Below are 13,822 nucleotides of genomic sequence, written 5' to 3' on the forward strand. Positions count from 1 at the left end.
GGTCCGCGCGATCGGGAAGGCGCAGCCCAAAGAGAAAGGGCGGGACCTTTCGATCCCGCCCTTCCGTCGTCTGAGCTTTAAGAAGCCGGACTTCTTTAGAAGTCCATGCCGCCCGCTGGACCGACGTCAGTCGGTCCAGCCACTTTAAGTGATGGGCGTCACGATGGACTTCCTTAGAAGTCCATGCCGCCCATGCCGCCCATGCCGCCCATGTCGGGGGCGCCGGCCGAGGCCTTCTTGGGCGCGTCGGCGATGGCGGCTTCGGTCGTGATCATGATGCCCGCGACTGAGCCGGCCGAGGCCAGGGCCGAGCGGACGACCTTGGCCGGGTCGATGACGCCCATCTCCACCAGGTCGCCGTACTCTTCGGTCTGGGCGTTGAAGCCGAAGTTGGCCTTGTCCGACTCCAGCACCTTGCCGACCACGATCGAGCCTTCGACGCCCGAGTTTTCCGAGATCTGACGGATCGGAGCCTGCAGGGCGCGACGGACGATGTTGACGCCGGCCGTCTGGTCGGCGTTGTCGACCTTCAGCGCGGCCAGCACCTTGGAGGCCTTCAGCAGGGCCACGCCGCCGCCCGGGACGATGCCTTCGTCGGCAGCGGCTCGGGTTGCGTTCAGGGCGTCGTCGACGCGGTCCTTCTTCTCCTTGACCTCGACCTCGGTCGAGCCGCCGACGCGCAGGACGGCGACGCCGCCGGCCAGCTTGGCCAGGCGCTCTTGCAGCTTCTCACGGTCGTAGTCCGAGGTGGTGTCCTCGATCTGACGCTTGATCTGGCCGACGCGGGCTTCGATGCCGTCCTTCTCGCCAGCGCCTTCGACGATGGTGGTGTCGTCCTTGGTGATCTGGACCTTCTTGGCCTTGCCGAGCATGTCGAGCGTGACCGTCTCAAGCTTGATGCCGAGGTCTTCCGAGATGACCTGGCCGCCCGTCAGGATGGCGATGTCTTCCAGCATGGCCTTGCGGCGGTCGCCGAAGCCCGGAGCCTTGACGGCGGCGACGCGCAGGCCGCCGCGCAGCTTGTTGACGACCAGGGTCGCCAGGGCTTCGCCTTCGATGTCCTCGGCGATGATCAGCAGGGGGCGGCCCGACTGAACCACGGCTTCCAGCACCGGCAGCATCGGCTGCAGCGAGGTCAGCTTCTTCTCGTGGAGCAGGATGAGCGGCTCCTCGAGGACGGCCTCCATCTTGTCCGGGTTGGTGATGAAGTAGGGCGACAGGTAGCCGCGGTCGAACTGCATGCCCTCGACGATGTCGACGGTGGTTTCGGCGGTCTTGGCTTCTTCGACGGTGATGACGCCTTCGTTGCCGACCTTGGCCATGGCCTGGGCGATCAGGTCGCCGATTTCAGCGTCGCCGTTGGCCGAGATGGTGCCGACCTGGGCGATTTCCGAGTTGTTGGAGACCGGCTTGGAGTTCGACTTGACCTCTTCCAGCACCGCTTCGACAGCCTTGTCGATGCCGCGCTTCAGATCCATCGGGTTCATGCCGGCGGCCACGGCCTTCAGGCCTTCCTGGACGATGGCCTGGGCCAGGACCGTGGCGGTGGTGGTGCCGTCGCCCGCCTTGTCGTTCGCCTTGGAGGCGACTTCGCGGATCATCTGGGCGCCCATGTTCTCGAAGGCGTCTTCCAGCTCGATTTCCTTGGCCACCGAGACGCCGTCCTTGGTCGAGCGCGGGGCGCCGAACGACTTCTGGATCACGACGTGGCGGCCCTTCGGCCCCAGGGTCACCTTGACGGCGTCAGCCAGGATGTTGACGCCCTTGAGCATCTTGTCGCGGGCGTCGGTGTTGAACTTTACGATTTTAGCGGCCATGCGGGCTGCTCCTATCTAGATGTTTTTACGCGAGAAACCGGAAACCAGGACGCGTCTTACGACAGCACGCCCAGGACGTCGGTTTCCTTCATGATGATCAGGTCTTCGCCGTCGATCTTCACTTCGCTGCCCGACCACTTGCCGAACAGGACGCGGTCGCCGGCCTTCAGCTCCAGGGCGACGAACTTGCCGTCTTCGTCACGGACGCCCGGGCCCACGGCGACGACTTCGCCTTCCTGGGGCTTTTCCTTGGCGGTGTCGGGGATGATGATCCCGCCCTTGGTCTTGGATTCTTCTTCAACGCGCTTGACCAGCACGCGGTCGCCGAGCGGACGAAACGCCATCTGAGTAACTCCCGTTAGGATGTTGGTTTCAGCCCTCGGAGCCCGCGACTTTTGGCAGTCGCCCTCCCCGAGTGCTAACGACCCGGGAGTTAGGCAGGGGAGCCGCAGGCGTCAAGGGCGAGGCGGCGCCAAATTAGGCGCCTGGATGAAGCGAAAATGAACGGAGGCCCCTGGGGTCGTTCAGACAGGCTTCGCTAAAAAGGACACAACGGATCAACCGGCTTTCGAAAGGAGCCCGCCATGAAGACCCTGTTCAAGATCGGCGCCGGCGCTATCGCCCCTGCTCTGGTTGTGACGATGCTGGCCACGACCCCGGCCGCCGCGCAGAATTATCGTGACCGCGATCGCGACAACACCGGCCGTGACGCCGTTCTGGGCGCCGTGGTCGGCGGCGTCGCCGGCGCGCTGATCGGCCAGGGCGATGGACGCTATGTCGCGGGGGGCGCGCTAGCCGGCGCGGCCCTGGGCGCGGCCTCGAACCGCGGCGACGGCTGTGAATATTACCGCGGCGGCCGCTGCTACCGGAACCAGGGCCATTGGGAGCGTGAGCACGGCATCAATAGCCGCGACGGCTATTATAACGATCGCTATGAACGCAATAACGGTCGCTATTACCGCGATGGCCGCTACTGGAGGAACCACGGCGAGTGGCGCAGCTACCAGAACCGCCGCGATCGCGACTACCGCTACGACCGCCGTTGGTAAGCGGACGGCGCGCTAAGGAAAGGCCCGGTCTCGCGACCGGGCCTTTTTGCGTTGAGAGACGCCGTCCTTGGCCCTGTGCGCGATCAGCGCGCGGGCGCCAGCCGGCCCAGCAGGGCGGCCGTCGACGGGTCCAGATCAGCCGACGGCGCGCCGCTGGCGACGTCTTTCAACAGGGCCTTGGCCAGAACCTTGCCCAGTTCCACGCCCCACTGATCGAAGCTGTTGATGTCCCAGATCACGCCCTCGACGAAGGTCTTGTGTTCATAAAGGGCGATCAGGGCGCCCAGGGCCTGCGGCGTTAGCCGCTCCATCACAACGGTCGTCGACGGGCGGTTTCCGGGGAAGGTCTTGTGCGGCGCCAGGCGGTAGGCCTCTGCTTCCGAGGCGCCCGAGGCGATCAGTTCAGCATGCGCCTCAGCCTCGCTCTTGCCCAGCATCAGGGCCTGGGCCTGGGCCAGGGCGTTGGCCCACAGGGCGGTCGCCGATGCTTTCTCGCAGGTGCGACGGACGACGATGAAGTCGATAGGAACGACCTGCGGTCCCTGATGCAGCTGCTGGAAGAAGGCGTGCTGGCCGTTGGAGCCGGGTTCGCCGAAAACGACGGGACAGGTCTGGCGCCCGGCGGCCGATCCGTCGCGGCGCACCTGTTTTCCGTTCGACTCCATCTCCAACTGCTGCAGGAAGGCGGGCAGGCGGCGCAGGGCGTGGGCGTAGGGCGCGACGCTGCGGGCCCCGCGATGCAGGCCGTCGACATTGTAGATCTCGGCCAGCGCCAGCAGCACCGGCGCATTCTTCTCTAGCGGGGCCTCGAGGAAGTGGCGGTCCATCTCGGCGGCGCCGTCCAGAAACGCCTGAAACACCTCCCACCCCAGGGCGATGACGCACGACAGGCTGACCGCCGACCACAGGGAATAGCGACCGCCGACCCAGTCCCGGAACGCGAAGGTGCGGCCGCAGCCGAAGGCCTGCGCCTTTTCCGGCGCGGCGGTGACGCCGATGAAGTGTTTGGCCAGCCCCTCGGCCGGCAGGGAGGCCGCCAGCCACGCCTTGGCGGCCTCGGCGTTGGTCAAGGTTTCTTGGGTGGTGAAGGTCTTGGAGACGACGACGACTAGGGTGGTTTCCGGGTCCAGCCCGACCAGGGCCTCGGCCATGTCGCGCGGGTCGATGTTGGCGACGAAGCGCAGGTCGATGTCCGGGTCCAGCGGACGCAGGGCGTCCCAGATCAGGCGCGGCCCCAGGTCCGAGCCGCCGATGCCGATATGAAGCACCGTCTCGAACCGGCGTCCCGTGGCGCCTGTCTCATTTCCGCACCGCAAAGCTTGGGCGTAGGTCTTCATTTCGGCGCGCACCGCCTCGACCTCGGCCGACACCGGCTCGCCCAGCGCATGGAATGACGCGCCGTCCGGCGCCCGCAGGGCCGGATGCAACACCGCCCGCCCTTCGGTCAGGTTCACGGCCTCGCCCGCGAACAGGGCGGCGCGGCGCCCCTCGACGTCGCAGGCCCGCGCCAGCGCCAGGGCGGCTTCGAACCCGGTCCGGGACCAGCTCTGCTTGGAAAGGTCCAGGTGCAGGCCTGCCGCGTCCAGCGTCATCCGCGATAGCCGGTCGGGGTCGGCGGCGAACTGGTCCTGGATGCGGCACTGCGCGTCCTGACGGGCGGCGGCCTCCAGTTCAGTCCAGGCGACATGCGGCATCTTGGTCTCCCATAGGGGGCCGTGTTCGGAAGCGATCCGCGCTCTGGCCCAGGGTTTGCAGGCTCTGCTTTACGGCTCAGGCCGAGAAGAGTTCAATCCGAGATGGGGTCAAGCTGGATTTCCAGCCGGAAGCCGATTGTCCCCGGTCCTTTGTGAAAGGCACGCCATGTCCTGCGGAATAGCCCTCGCCGTCGCCCTGATGCTGGCCGATCCCGCCGTCGCCGAAGCCGCCGCCCTGCCGCCCGCCGCCCCCGCGGCTCCGGTGTCGGTGGCGCAGGAGCCTCTGTTCGCCGATCTGGTCGCCCGTTCGGGCGCGCTGAAGTCGATCGTCGACGGCTGGATGGCCTCGGGCGAGGCGGACCGCTCGGGCTTCTTCACCGGCGCGGCCTGGGCGGCGTTCAAGGGGCAGGCGGCGGACCTGGCCCAGCGCGACATGCAGGGTCACCTGATCCTCAAGGAACGCGGCACGGACAACGACCTGAAGTGCATCCTGCGCGGCATCTCAGAAGACATTCCGCTGAAGGTCGCCGCGCTGGAGAGCGCCGCCGACGCTTCGGCCCGCAAGCTGGCGCTGGACGAGCTGTCCTACCTGCTGAACGACAATGTCGAGGTCATCACTTCGCCGCCACAGCCCCAGGCGTAGCCTCTGGCTGTGGCTTGATGTTTGGGCCTACCGCGCTTCGCGCTGCTTGAGGCCGGTTTTTGGGCCTACCGCGCGTCGCGCTGCTTGAGGCCGGTTTTTGGGCCTACCGCGCGTCGCGCTGCTTGAGGCCAAGTTGGAGAGGGGCGATCACCCCTCGACTGTCTCCGGGTATTTGATGGCGCAGCCGTAGGGCGCGGCATAAGCGGTCTGGACCGGGCGTCCGGCCTTGGCGTCGGCCAGGGCGGCGCGGACGAAGTTGTTGGCGCCGTTCAGGTCCTCGACCTTGTTGGTCGGCCGGTCGTCGATGCCGCCGACGTAGATCAGCCGCCCGTCCGGGTCGATGATGCGCATGTCGGGCGTGGTCTTGGCGTCATAGCGCTTGCCGACCTCGCCGGTCGGATCGAGCAGCAGATGGGTGAAGGCGGCCTTGTGCTTGGCCTTCCAGGCTTGCGCCTCCTCGCCCTCGACGAAGCCCTGCGTGCCCGGCGCCGAGGAGATGATGGTCAGCCAGACCACCCCGTCGGCCGTCGCCTCGCGCTGCAGGGCCTGCATGGCGCCGGTGTAATGCTTCTTCACGAAGGGACAGCCTTCGTTGGTCCACTCCAGAACTACCGTCTTGCCGCGGAAGTCGGCCAGGGACCGCTGCTGCCCCTGCGCGTCGACCAGGGTGAAGGCGGGGGCCATTTCGCCGGGGCCCGGCGCCTCGGTGGCTTCCGGCGCGGCGGCGGCGTTCTCAGTGCGTTCGGGCGATGCGGCAGGCGGCTGCTGGCAGGCGGCGAGCAGCAGAAGCGAGGCGGAAGCGGCGGTCAGCAGGCGGAACATGGCGGTCTCCCCAGAGATGAAATCAGTCGATGGCGTCCTTCAGCGCGTCGATGACGACGCCTTCGGTCAGAAGTTGCGGCAGGATGCGCGGCTGGGCCCGGCCCGGCGCATAGACCAGATACAGCGGCACGCCCGAACGGCCGTGGCGCTGCAGTTCGGCGGTGATGGCGTCGTCGCGCCGCGTCCAGTCGCCGACCAGATAGACGGCGTGGGCCTGTTCCAGCGCCTGCGCCGTGCGGGCCGAGGACAGGGCCGTGCTTTCGTTGACCTTGCAGGTCACGCACCAGTCGGCGGTGAAGTTGACCAGAACCGGACGCCCTTCGGCGAGGGCGCCCTGAACCGCCTGCTCGGACCAGGGCTGAGACGACAGGCGCGAGGCGGCGGCGCTCTCAGAGGAAGCGGCGGGGGCCTTGCCCGCCAGCACGCCCAGGCCCAGCGCCGCGATCGCGGCCAGCAGAGCGCCGATAGCGGGCGCCCGGTCCTTGCCCGGCGCGGCTTGCGTCCGGCCATAGAGCCACAGCGCCAGCGCCAGCATCAGGCCGGCGCCAAACAACAGCGCGAGCGCGTCGGCGGTCTGGCGGCCGTAGACCCAGGCCAGCCACAGGGCGGCGCCGTACATGGGGAAGGCCAGCAGGTTGCGCAGAGTCTCCATCCACGGCCCCGGCTTGGGCAGGCGGGCCAGCAGGCGCGGATTGAGGCTAATCAGCACATAGGGCAGGGCCAGTCCCAGCCCCAGCATCAGGAAGATCGCCAGCGCCATCGGCCAGGGCATGAACAAGGCGGCGCCCAGGGCGAAGGCCATGAAGGGGGCGGTGCAGGGGGCGGCCACGACCACGGCCAACACGCCGGTGAAGAAGGCGCCCGCGACGCCGGGCAGGCGCGACAGCGGGCCGTGCCCGGCGCCCTGCAGTCCGGCGCCGATGTGGAAGACGCCCGACAGGTTCAGCGCCACCGCCAGCATCAGCAGGGCCAGCGCGGCCACCACGCCCGGCGACTGCAGTTGGAAGCCCCAGCCCAGCGCCTGGCCGCCCGCGCGCAGGGCCAGCAGGGCGCTCGCCAGCACCAGGAAGGTCGCCAGCACGCCGGCCAGGAAGGCCAGGCCGTCGCGGCGCGCCTCGGCTGGGTCATGGGCGGCGCGGCTGAGCGAGGCCGCCTTCATCGCCAGTATGGGGAAGACGCAGGGCATCAGATTCAGGATCAGCCCGCCCAGCAGGGCGAACAGGGCCGCCTTGGCGAAGTCGGGCAGGGCGGGGGCGGCGGCTGTCTGCGCGCCCTCGCCGTCGCCGATCGCGCCGTCGCCTGTGACGCCGGTGAGGGCGGCACCCGGCTCGGCCGTGATCTCCCAGGCGCCCAGATCGGTGGACAGGACGCCGCTGATCGGTCCCTTCAGCCCATTGGACGTCAGGCCGCGCCCGGCGGCGACGGTCACGGTCAGGCCCTGCGGCCCGCGCTCGCCCGACTGGGCGGCGGCGTGGTCGATCACCCCGCCCTCGAACGGATGGAAATAGGCCCACTTGGGCGCGGCGCCCGCCAACGGGCCGCCGCTGGCCGTCAGCACCAGATGGCCGTCGGCCAGGGCGACGCGCGCTTCGATCCCGGCGGGACGCGGAGCGGCGGCGACCACGTCCTGGATCGCCTGACCGAAGCGCGGGTCCAGCGGCGCCGCGCCCTCGCGCACCGGCAGGTCCAGCGCCAAATCAAGGTCTTCGGGCACGCACATCTCGTCGCTGCAGACGTAGAAGTGGGCGGTGACGCGCAAGGGAAGGCTGCGGCCCGGCGCGGCGTCGGCCGGAATCTCGATCGGGACGGGCAGGAAGACGGCGCCGGAATAGCCGTAGTTCATCAGGCTCTGCAGCCGCTGACGCTCGGGCAGGGGCCACAGGATGTCGCCTGGCGCGACGCCCGCAGGCAGAGACCAACTCAGGGTCGTCGGGCCGCCGGAATCGCCCTGATTGCGCCAATAGGTGTGCCAGCCGGGCTTGATCTGCTGGCGGATGGCGACGACGGCGGTCGAGCCGGGGACGGCCCAGGCGCTCATGGGGACCAGTTCCGCCTCGATCCGTTCGGTGCGCTGGGGGCCCGGCGCAGCGGAGGCCTTGGCGACCGGCGCGGCCCCGGCCGCCAGGGCGTCGCGCAGGGCGACCTCGGACGCCGGGACGCTCGCCGCCGCCGGAAGGGCCGAGGTCAGGCCAAGGGCGAGCCAGGTCAGGAGCAGAAACAGGATGCGCAAGGGCGGAAGCCGGAAACAGGATCAAAGGAAAGGCGCGAGCTTAGACCCTCTAGCCCCGCCTAGCCACGGCCCGCGACGGCGGGCCGCAGCGGACGGCCCAAGGCCTCAGCGCGGGGCGACGACCTCGATCAGCACCTCGGTGCGGCGGCGCAAGGGGTCGTTGACCCCGCCCACGACCGCGCCGTCGGCCCCGGCGGCCTCGATGTCGAAGGCGGGGGCGGGCAGGCCGGCGCCGGCCAGGGCCTCGGCGACGGCGCGGGCGCGCCGTTCGGAAATGCTCTGATTGGCGGCCGCCGTGCCGCTGCGGGCGTCGGCCAGGCCGGTCACCTTGACGTGCTTGATCTGGCAGCCCTGAAGCTGGGTCGCCGTCATGCCGATGGCCATGCGGGCGGCGTCGGTCAGGGTGGCTTGATCGGGGACGAAATAGACTTCGAACCGTCTGTCGGCGCAGGCCGACGGGTCGCTGACCAGATCGCTGCGCTGCTTATAACCGCTGGTGGCGGCGCAACCGGCGGCGGTCAGGCCCAGGGCCATCATAACGACTGCGGAAACACGCTTCATCTCAGCCCCCTCGCGCGCGCCATGCGGCGTGCGCTGCCTTCAGCAAAAAAGGGCGACCCGCGCCGTGCGGATCGCCCTTTCAAGATTGTCCCGAAAACGCTTCGGGCGCCAGAGGCTATACGCCGGGCTCAGTAACGGCGCTGGCCGTTCTCCCAGTAGCACTCGCTCTGGCGGTTGTCGTAGCAGTAGTAGTAGCGGCCCTGATTGTCGCGGTAGCGCTGCTGGTTGTTGCGGTCCTGGCTGGAGCCGCGGATGGCGCCTGCTGCGCCGCCGGCCAGGGCGCCGATGGCTGCGCCCGTCGCTGCGTTGCCGCCGCCGACGTTGTTGCCGATGATGGCGCCGGCCACGGCGCCCAGACCGGCGCCGACGGCGCCCTGACGAACGGCCTGGCTCGAGCCGGCGCCGCCGCCGTAGTACGGATCGCTGGCGCACGCGGTCACCAGAAGTCCGGCGCCGGCGATGGCGATGATCGCCTTGTTCATGGTTCTGTCCTTCATCCCTTAGGGGGCACCCCTGAAGCTTCGATAACGCAGGGCGAACAAGGCGGTTCCGAGGCCGAACGGCGTAAGCTTTACTTTGAATCGCGGCGTGGGGTCGCCGAAGGGGAACCGCCCTTGTGCGCAGGCGTTCGCCGCCCATGAACACTGACGCTCAGAACGACGCCTCGCCTGCGCCGAACGCGGTTGAAACCGGAGCGCCGCCGCCCGGCGATGCGGCGCAGGGGCGGCGGCCGCTGACGGGGGATGCCCGGCTGGAGCGGGTCGTCATCCTGGTCAATCCGCTGTCGGGCGGTGTTGGAGGTCAGGCGGCCGAAGAAGCCGGCGCCATCCTGGCCGAATACCCCCTCGAGGCCGAGGTGGTGGTGCTGGAGGGCGCGCGCATCGCCGAGCAGATCGCCGAAGCGCTGGCGGCCAAGCCGGACGTGCTGTTCATCCTGGCGGGCGACGGGACGGCGCGGTCTGTCGCCGCCCGAGCCAGCGCCGACGGCCCCCTGATCGCGCCCCTGCCGGGCGGGACGATGAACATGCTGCCCAAGGCTCTGTACGGCACCGGCGACTGGAAGAAGGCGCTGCGCCTGGCGCTGGAGGAAGGGGCGCCTTTGGCTGTGGCGGGCGGAGAGGTCGAGGGCGAGGCCTTCTATTGCGCGGCCATCCTGGGCTCGCCCGCCCTGTGGGCCCCGGCGCGCGAGGCCATTCGCGAGGGCAAGCTGAAGATGGCGTGGACCTATGGTCGGCGGGCGCTGAAGAAGGCTTTTTCCGGCCGGGTGCGCTATGCCCTGGACGGCGGCCAGAAACAAAAGGCCGAGGCGCTGGTGCTGATCAGTCCGCTGATCTCCAAGGCGATGCAGAAGAACGACGGGCTGGAGGCTGCGGCCATGAATACGGGGGACGCGGCCCAGGCCTTCCGCCTGGCCGCCCATGCGCTGTTCGACGACTGGCGTCATGATCCCAACGTCACCACGCGCCCGGCGCGCCGCATCGTGGTCGAGGCCCGTTCGCGCGTCCCGGCGGTGATCGACGGCGAACCCATGCTGTTGGGTCGCGAGGCGGCGGTGCGCTTCCTGCCGCGCGCCTTCATGGCGCTGGCGCCCAAGCCTGCGGCCGCCGAGGATAGCGTCTAGTGGGGGTCGTCCTCCAGTTTTCCGACATTCATTTCGGTTGCGAGCATGAACATGCGGTGGCCGCCGCCGCCGATTACGCCCACGCTGTCGCGCCGAATCTGACCCTGATCACCGGCGACATCACGCAAAAGGGCTATCCGGCCGAGTTCGCGGCGGCCGGGGAATGGATCCGGGCGCTGCCCAAGCCGGTCTTCGTCACCGTCGGCAATCACGACGTGCCCTATTGGGACGTGATGGCGCGGCTGTTCTGGCCCTGGCGGGCGTTTGAACAGGCGACGGGCCACCCTGCGCACGATCATGAGTTCCGTTCCGACCGCCTGATGGTCCGCGGGGTCACCACGGCGCGCGGCTGGCAGGCCCGTCTTAACTGGTCCAAGGGGGTGATCGACCTGGACCAGACGCGCCGAGCGGCGGACGCCCTGCGCCAGGCGTCGCCAGGCGCCCTGCGGGTGCTGGCCTGTCACCACCCGCTCATTGAAATGATCGGCGCGCCGATGACCGGCGAGGTCAAGCGCGGCGAGCGGGCGGCCCGCATCTTCGCCGACGCAGGCGTCGACCTGATCGTGACCGGCCACGTCCATGTGCCGTTCGCCCTGCCGGTCGACGTGGGCGACAACTGCTCCTACGCCGTCGGCTGCGGGACCCTGTCGCATCGGGAGCGCGGCGCGCCGCCCAGCTTCAACCGAATCGAATGGGATGAGGAGGCCGTGACGGTGTCGGCCGTGGCCTGGGACGGGCGGCGGTTCGCCGATCATCAGACCTGGCGCCTGCCGCGTCGTCGCCCCTGAAGTTCTAGTTCTGAAGCTTGTCCAGCCACGAAAAAGGGCCGCGACGCCAAGGTCGCGGCCCTGATTTTCTTTAGCAGCAGCGGGCGCTAGATGCGCGGTCCGCCGCGGCCCCTGATGCCGCCCACCACCAGGGAGACGACGAACAGGATCACCGCAATAATGGCGATGAATTTGGCGATTTCGAACGACATGCCCGAGATGCCGCCGAAGCCGAGAACGGCTGCGACCAAGGCGATGATGAAGAAAATAATAGCCCAGCGAAGCATAGGCGAACCCTCCTTAAGATGTTGACGGGAGCGAGCTTTCGACCACTCCCGTCGTCAGCGCCGCTTGCTTGAAACAACGCGGCGGAGGCTTGGCTGTTCCGTTAGCGCCGACGGCGAACCCTGCTTTTTTCGGTAAAGGCGGCCGCCACCATTGTCGCCAGCGCGGGATTTCGCAGGAAGATGAAGCCGCCGGCCAGGGCGGCGACGGCGCCCAGAACCGGACGCTGCTGGAACAGATGCAGGGCGCGAGCGCCCAAGCCCTCAGGCTCTGCGTCTTCCTCATCATCGTCGTCGCCGCGGGCGCGGCGCACGAACACCAGGGCGACGATCGCCGCGATGAGGGCGAACAGCAACGCCGTCAGGGCGGCGGCGATCACAGGGATCACGACCAGCAACAGCAGGTAGTAGACCGTGGCCCCCACGGCGACCATGGACACGAAGGCCGCGCCGGCGGCGACGAACGTCGCCACCGCGCGGTTGATGAGCCCCCGGCCGATCATCAGCGCCGACGCCCGGCCAGCAGCAAGCCCAGCACGACGCCGACGCCCAGCGCGATGGCCGTCGACTGAATCGGACGCTCCTGCACCCGTTCGACGACATAGCGTTGGGCCTCGTCGAACTTCTCGGCGGCGTCGTCGTAATATTCACGACCGCGCACCTTGGCGTCGTCGTAGTAGCCGCGCGCCTTTTCGCGCAGTTCCTCGCCCTGCTCGCGCAGGCGGGCCTCGGCCTCGGAGGCCTTTTCCTTCAGACGCTGGGTTTCCTCACGGGCGCCGGCCTTGAGGTCCTCCTTAAGGGTCTTGAGGTCGTTCTTGATGTCTTCACGAGCCTTGGACGTGGCCATGATGCGCGCTCCGCTCCTTGTGTAAGCTTGACGATTAAATAGAGAAGCCCTGCCCGGAACGCCACACCGACGATCAAGGTTCCTGCAGCGCGGCTTCCCATCTGGCGCGCCGCGCGCCACGCTTCTAGAACAGCGCCATGACCCAATGGTTGTTCCCTCCCGCTCCGACGCCTTCCTTGCCGATCGACGGCGAGGCGCGCCGCCTGCCCGTGCGGCGCATCCTGTGCGTCGGCCAAAACTACGCCGCCCATGCCCGCGAGATGGGGGCCGACCCGGACAAGCCCGCCCCCTTCTTCTTCGCCAAGCCGAGCGACGCCCTGGTCGCGGACGGGGCGGACCCGGCCTATCCGCCGGCGACGCAGAACCTGCATTACGAAGTCGAACTGGTCGTGGCGCTCGGCGAAGACGCCCGGCCGATCGGCTGGGCCGTCGGCGTCGATCTGACCCGGCGCGATCTTCAGGCGGAAGCGAAAGCCAAGGGGCGGCCGTGGGAGGCGGGCAAGGCCTTCGACCAGTCGGCGCCCTGCGGCGCCCTAAGTCTGACGCCGCCCGCGCCGGATGCGGTCATTGAGCTGAAGGTCAACGGCGCGGTGCGTCAGTCCAGTCGGCTGTCGGACATGATCTGGGACGTCGACGGCGTCCTGTCCAAGGCGGCCGAACTGTGGACGCTGAAACCCGGCGACCTGATCTTCACCGGAACGCCCGAAGGGGTCGGTCCCCTGACCCCCGGCGATCGGGTCGAGGCGGTCATCGCGGGCCTGCCCCCGCTCAGCTTCACGGTGCAATCATGATCCTGCATGGCTACTGGCGCTCGGGCACCAGCTACCGCACCCGCATCGCCCTCAATCTGAAAAAGCTGGAGTATCGACAGGCGCCGCTGGACCTGCGCACGGGCGCGCAGAAGTCCGAGGCCTACCTCAGGCTCAATCCGCAGGGGCTGGTCCCGGCGCTGGAAACCGACGACGGGCTGGTGCTGACCCAGAGCCCGGCCATTCTGGAGTGGCTGGAGGAAACCCATCCTGAGCCGCCCCTGCTGCCGTCGGACGCGGCGGGCCGGGCGCAGGTGCGGGCGATGGCGGCGTTGATCGGCTGCGACATCCATCCGCTCAACAATCTGCGGGTTCTGAAGGCGGTGCGAGGCCTGACCTCCGATGGAATGGGCGCCGATCAGGCGGGCGTGGACGCCTGGGCCGGTCAGTGGATCATCGACGGCTTCACGGCGCTCGAGACCCTGGTCGTGCGCCACGGCGACGGCTGGTGCTTCGGCGGGGCGCCGACTTTGGCGGACTGCTATCTGATCCCGCAGCTTTATTCGGCGCGGCGGTTCCACGTCGATCTGGCGGCCTTCCCCCGCTTGCTGGAGATCGAGGCGCGGGCCGAGGTCCACCCCGCCTTCATCGCCGCCCTGCCGGAAAACCAGCCGGATGCGGATTAAGCGTCTTCGTTCACCAACGACCTTGATTTCGGTCAATCTCCCTTAAGCTTTG

The 13,822-nt window shown here is 68.6% G+C and carries 16 protein-coding genes; 6 read left to right on the forward strand and 10 right to left on the reverse strand.

The features are described 5' to 3' along the window. Window positions 1-173: 173 nt before the first annotated feature. Entirely contained in the window at window positions 174-1,817 is a 1,644-nt protein-coding gene (gene groL, locus ACLBV5_RS08895) for a chaperonin GroEL (RefSeq protein WP_025976513.1), read from the reverse strand. Window positions 1,818-1,873: 56 nt separating this feature from the next. Then, a complete protein-coding gene (gene groES / locus ACLBV5_RS08900; RefSeq protein ID WP_024354450.1) occupies window positions 1,874-2,161 on the reverse strand; it encodes a co-chaperone GroES in 288 nt (95 codons plus the stop codon). Between the two features lie 240 nt (window positions 2,162-2,401). Between groES and ACLBV5_RS08905 the strand changes: the two genes are divergently transcribed. Then, window positions 2,402-2,866 carry a hypothetical protein gene (locus ACLBV5_RS08905; protein WP_312444776.1) on the forward strand — a complete coding sequence of 155 codons (465 nt, stop codon included), beginning with the start codon at window positions 2,402-2,404 and terminating at the stop codon, window positions 2,864-2,866. Window positions 2,867-2,949: 83 nt separating this feature from the next. Here the strand turns inward: ACLBV5_RS08905 and pgi are convergent, their stop codons facing one another. Further along, the gene (gene pgi / locus ACLBV5_RS08910; protein WP_447605435.1) at window positions 2,950-4,560 is read right to left on the reverse strand and encodes a glucose-6-phosphate isomerase; all 1,611 of its coding nucleotides are present in this window, start codon (window positions 4,558-4,560) and stop codon (window positions 2,950-2,952) included. A gap of 166 nt (window positions 4,561-4,726) precedes the next feature. Between pgi and ACLBV5_RS08915 the strand changes: the two genes are divergently transcribed. After that, window positions 4,727-5,203, forward strand: coding sequence for a hypothetical protein (locus ACLBV5_RS08915; RefSeq protein WP_447605436.1), 477 nt, complete (start codon window positions 4,727-4,729; stop codon window positions 5,201-5,203). Between the two features lie 147 nt (window positions 5,204-5,350). Here the strand turns inward: ACLBV5_RS08915 and ACLBV5_RS08920 are convergent, their stop codons facing one another. The 4 genes from ACLBV5_RS08920 to ACLBV5_RS08935 all read right to left on the reverse strand — a co-directional run bounded on the left by ACLBV5_RS08920 (window position 5,351) and on the right by ACLBV5_RS08935 (window position 9,298). After that, a complete protein-coding gene (locus tag ACLBV5_RS08920) occupies window positions 5,351-6,025 on the reverse strand; it encodes a thioredoxin family protein (protein WP_312444768.1) in 675 nt (224 codons plus the stop codon). A 22-nt stretch (window positions 6,026-6,047) separates the two neighbouring features. Continuing rightward, window positions 6,048-8,255, reverse strand: coding sequence for a protein-disulfide reductase DsbD family protein (locus ACLBV5_RS08925; RefSeq protein WP_447605437.1), 2,208 nt, complete (start codon window positions 8,253-8,255; stop codon window positions 6,048-6,050). Between the two features lie 105 nt (window positions 8,256-8,360). Then, window positions 8,361-8,816 (reverse strand): OmpA family protein, encoded by a 456-nt coding sequence (locus ACLBV5_RS08930; RefSeq protein ID WP_244093251.1) that lies wholly within the window; start codon window positions 8,814-8,816, stop codon window positions 8,361-8,363. Window positions 8,817-8,944: 128 nt separating this feature from the next. Further along, window positions 8,945-9,298 (reverse strand): YMGG-like glycine zipper-containing protein, encoded by a 354-nt coding sequence (locus tag ACLBV5_RS08935; RefSeq protein ID WP_447605438.1) that lies wholly within the window; start codon window positions 9,296-9,298, stop codon window positions 8,945-8,947. Window positions 9,299-9,453: 155 nt separating this feature from the next. Between ACLBV5_RS08935 and ACLBV5_RS08940 the strand changes: the two genes are divergently transcribed. Together ACLBV5_RS08940 and ACLBV5_RS08945 are read left to right on the forward strand one after the other, a co-directional pair. Then, complete coding sequence (locus ACLBV5_RS08940; RefSeq protein ID WP_447605439.1) at window positions 9,454-10,437, forward strand: diacylglycerol/lipid kinase family protein; 984 nt, start codon at window positions 9,454-9,456, stop codon at window positions 10,435-10,437. After that, a complete protein-coding gene (locus ACLBV5_RS08945; RefSeq protein WP_447605440.1) occupies window positions 10,437-11,225 on the forward strand; it encodes a metallophosphoesterase family protein in 789 nt (262 codons plus the stop codon). Before ACLBV5_RS08940 ends, ACLBV5_RS08945 begins: the two co-directional genes overlap by 1 nt. An 86-nt stretch (window positions 11,226-11,311) precedes the next feature. On the opposite strand, the gene ACLBV5_RS08950 is transcribed toward ACLBV5_RS08945, so the two are convergent. From ACLBV5_RS08950 to ACLBV5_RS08960, 3 genes are all read right to left on the reverse strand, one after another. Then, entirely contained in the window at window positions 11,312-11,491 is a 180-nt protein-coding gene (locus ACLBV5_RS08950; protein WP_025976523.1) for a DUF1328 domain-containing protein, read from the reverse strand. Between the two features lie 101 nt (window positions 11,492-11,592). After that, window positions 11,593-11,991: a hypothetical protein gene (locus ACLBV5_RS08955; RefSeq protein WP_134582015.1), complete on the reverse strand. Its 399-nt coding sequence runs from the start codon at window positions 11,989-11,991 to the stop codon at window positions 11,593-11,595. After that, window positions 11,991-12,335 carry a glycine zipper domain-containing protein gene (locus ACLBV5_RS08960; protein WP_003167924.1) on the reverse strand — a complete coding sequence of 115 codons (345 nt, stop codon included), beginning with the start codon at window positions 12,333-12,335 and terminating at the stop codon, window positions 11,991-11,993. The genes ACLBV5_RS08955 and ACLBV5_RS08960 overlap by 1 nt, the downstream gene beginning before the upstream one ends. 137 nt (window positions 12,336-12,472) lie before the next feature. Here ACLBV5_RS08960 and ACLBV5_RS08965 point away from each other — a divergent pair, with 137 nt between their 5' ends. Together ACLBV5_RS08965 and maiA are read left to right on the forward strand one after the other, a co-directional pair. Then, window positions 12,473-13,126 (forward strand): fumarylacetoacetate hydrolase family protein, encoded by a 654-nt coding sequence (locus ACLBV5_RS08965; RefSeq protein ID WP_303683294.1) that lies wholly within the window; start codon window positions 12,473-12,475, stop codon window positions 13,124-13,126. Next, a complete protein-coding gene (gene maiA, locus ACLBV5_RS08970) occupies window positions 13,123-13,770 on the forward strand; it encodes a maleylacetoacetate isomerase (RefSeq protein WP_303683295.1) in 648 nt (215 codons plus the stop codon). Before ACLBV5_RS08965 ends, maiA begins: the two co-directional genes overlap by 4 nt. Window positions 13,771-13,822: the final 52 nt, after the last annotated feature.

This window comes from Brevundimonas sp. M1A4_2e (assembly GCF_053345555.1).

Bases quoted from the DNA above. Each gene is read 5' to 3' on its own strand.
- groL (WP_025976513.1), bottom strand. From the start codon at position 1,817: ATGGCCGCTAAAATCGTAAAGTTCAACACCGACGCCCGCGACAAGATG.
- groES (WP_024354450.1), bottom strand. From the start codon at position 2,161: ATGGCGTTTCGTCCGCTCGGCGACCGCGTGCTGGTCAAGCGCGTTGAA.
- ACLBV5_RS08905 (WP_312444776.1), top strand. From the start codon at position 2,402: ATGAAGACCCTGTTCAAGATCGGCGCCGGCGCTATCGCCCCTGCTCTG.
- pgi (WP_447605435.1), bottom strand. From the start codon at position 4,560: ATGCCGCATGTCGCCTGGACTGAACTGGAGGCCGCCGCCCGTCAGGAC.
- ACLBV5_RS08915 (WP_447605436.1), top strand. From the start codon at position 4,727: ATGTCCTGCGGAATAGCCCTCGCCGTCGCCCTGATGCTGGCCGATCCC.
- ACLBV5_RS08920 (WP_312444768.1), bottom strand. From the start codon at position 6,025: ATGTTCCGCCTGCTGACCGCCGCTTCCGCCTCGCTTCTGCTGCTCGCC.
- ACLBV5_RS08930 (WP_244093251.1), bottom strand. From the start codon at position 8,816: ATGAAGCGTGTTTCCGCAGTCGTTATGATGGCCCTGGGCCTGACCGCC.
- ACLBV5_RS08935 (WP_447605438.1), bottom strand. From the start codon at position 9,298: ATGAACAAGGCGATCATCGCCATCGCCGGCGCCGGACTTCTGGTGACC.
- ACLBV5_RS08940 (WP_447605439.1), top strand. From the start codon at position 9,454: ATGAACACTGACGCTCAGAACGACGCCTCGCCTGCGCCGAACGCGGTT.
- ACLBV5_RS08950 (WP_025976523.1), bottom strand. From the start codon at position 11,491: ATGCTTCGCTGGGCTATTATTTTCTTCATCATCGCCTTGGTCGCAGCC.
- ACLBV5_RS08955 (WP_134582015.1), bottom strand. From the start codon at position 11,991: ATGATCGGCCGGGGGCTCATCAACCGCGCGGTGGCGACGTTCGTCGCC.
- ACLBV5_RS08960 (WP_003167924.1), bottom strand. From the start codon at position 12,335: ATGGCCACGTCCAAGGCTCGTGAAGACATCAAGAACGACCTCAAGACC.
- ACLBV5_RS08965 (WP_303683294.1), top strand. From the start codon at position 12,473: ATGACCCAATGGTTGTTCCCTCCCGCTCCGACGCCTTCCTTGCCGATC.
- maiA (WP_303683295.1), top strand. From the start codon at position 13,123: ATGATCCTGCATGGCTACTGGCGCTCGGGCACCAGCTACCGCACCCGC.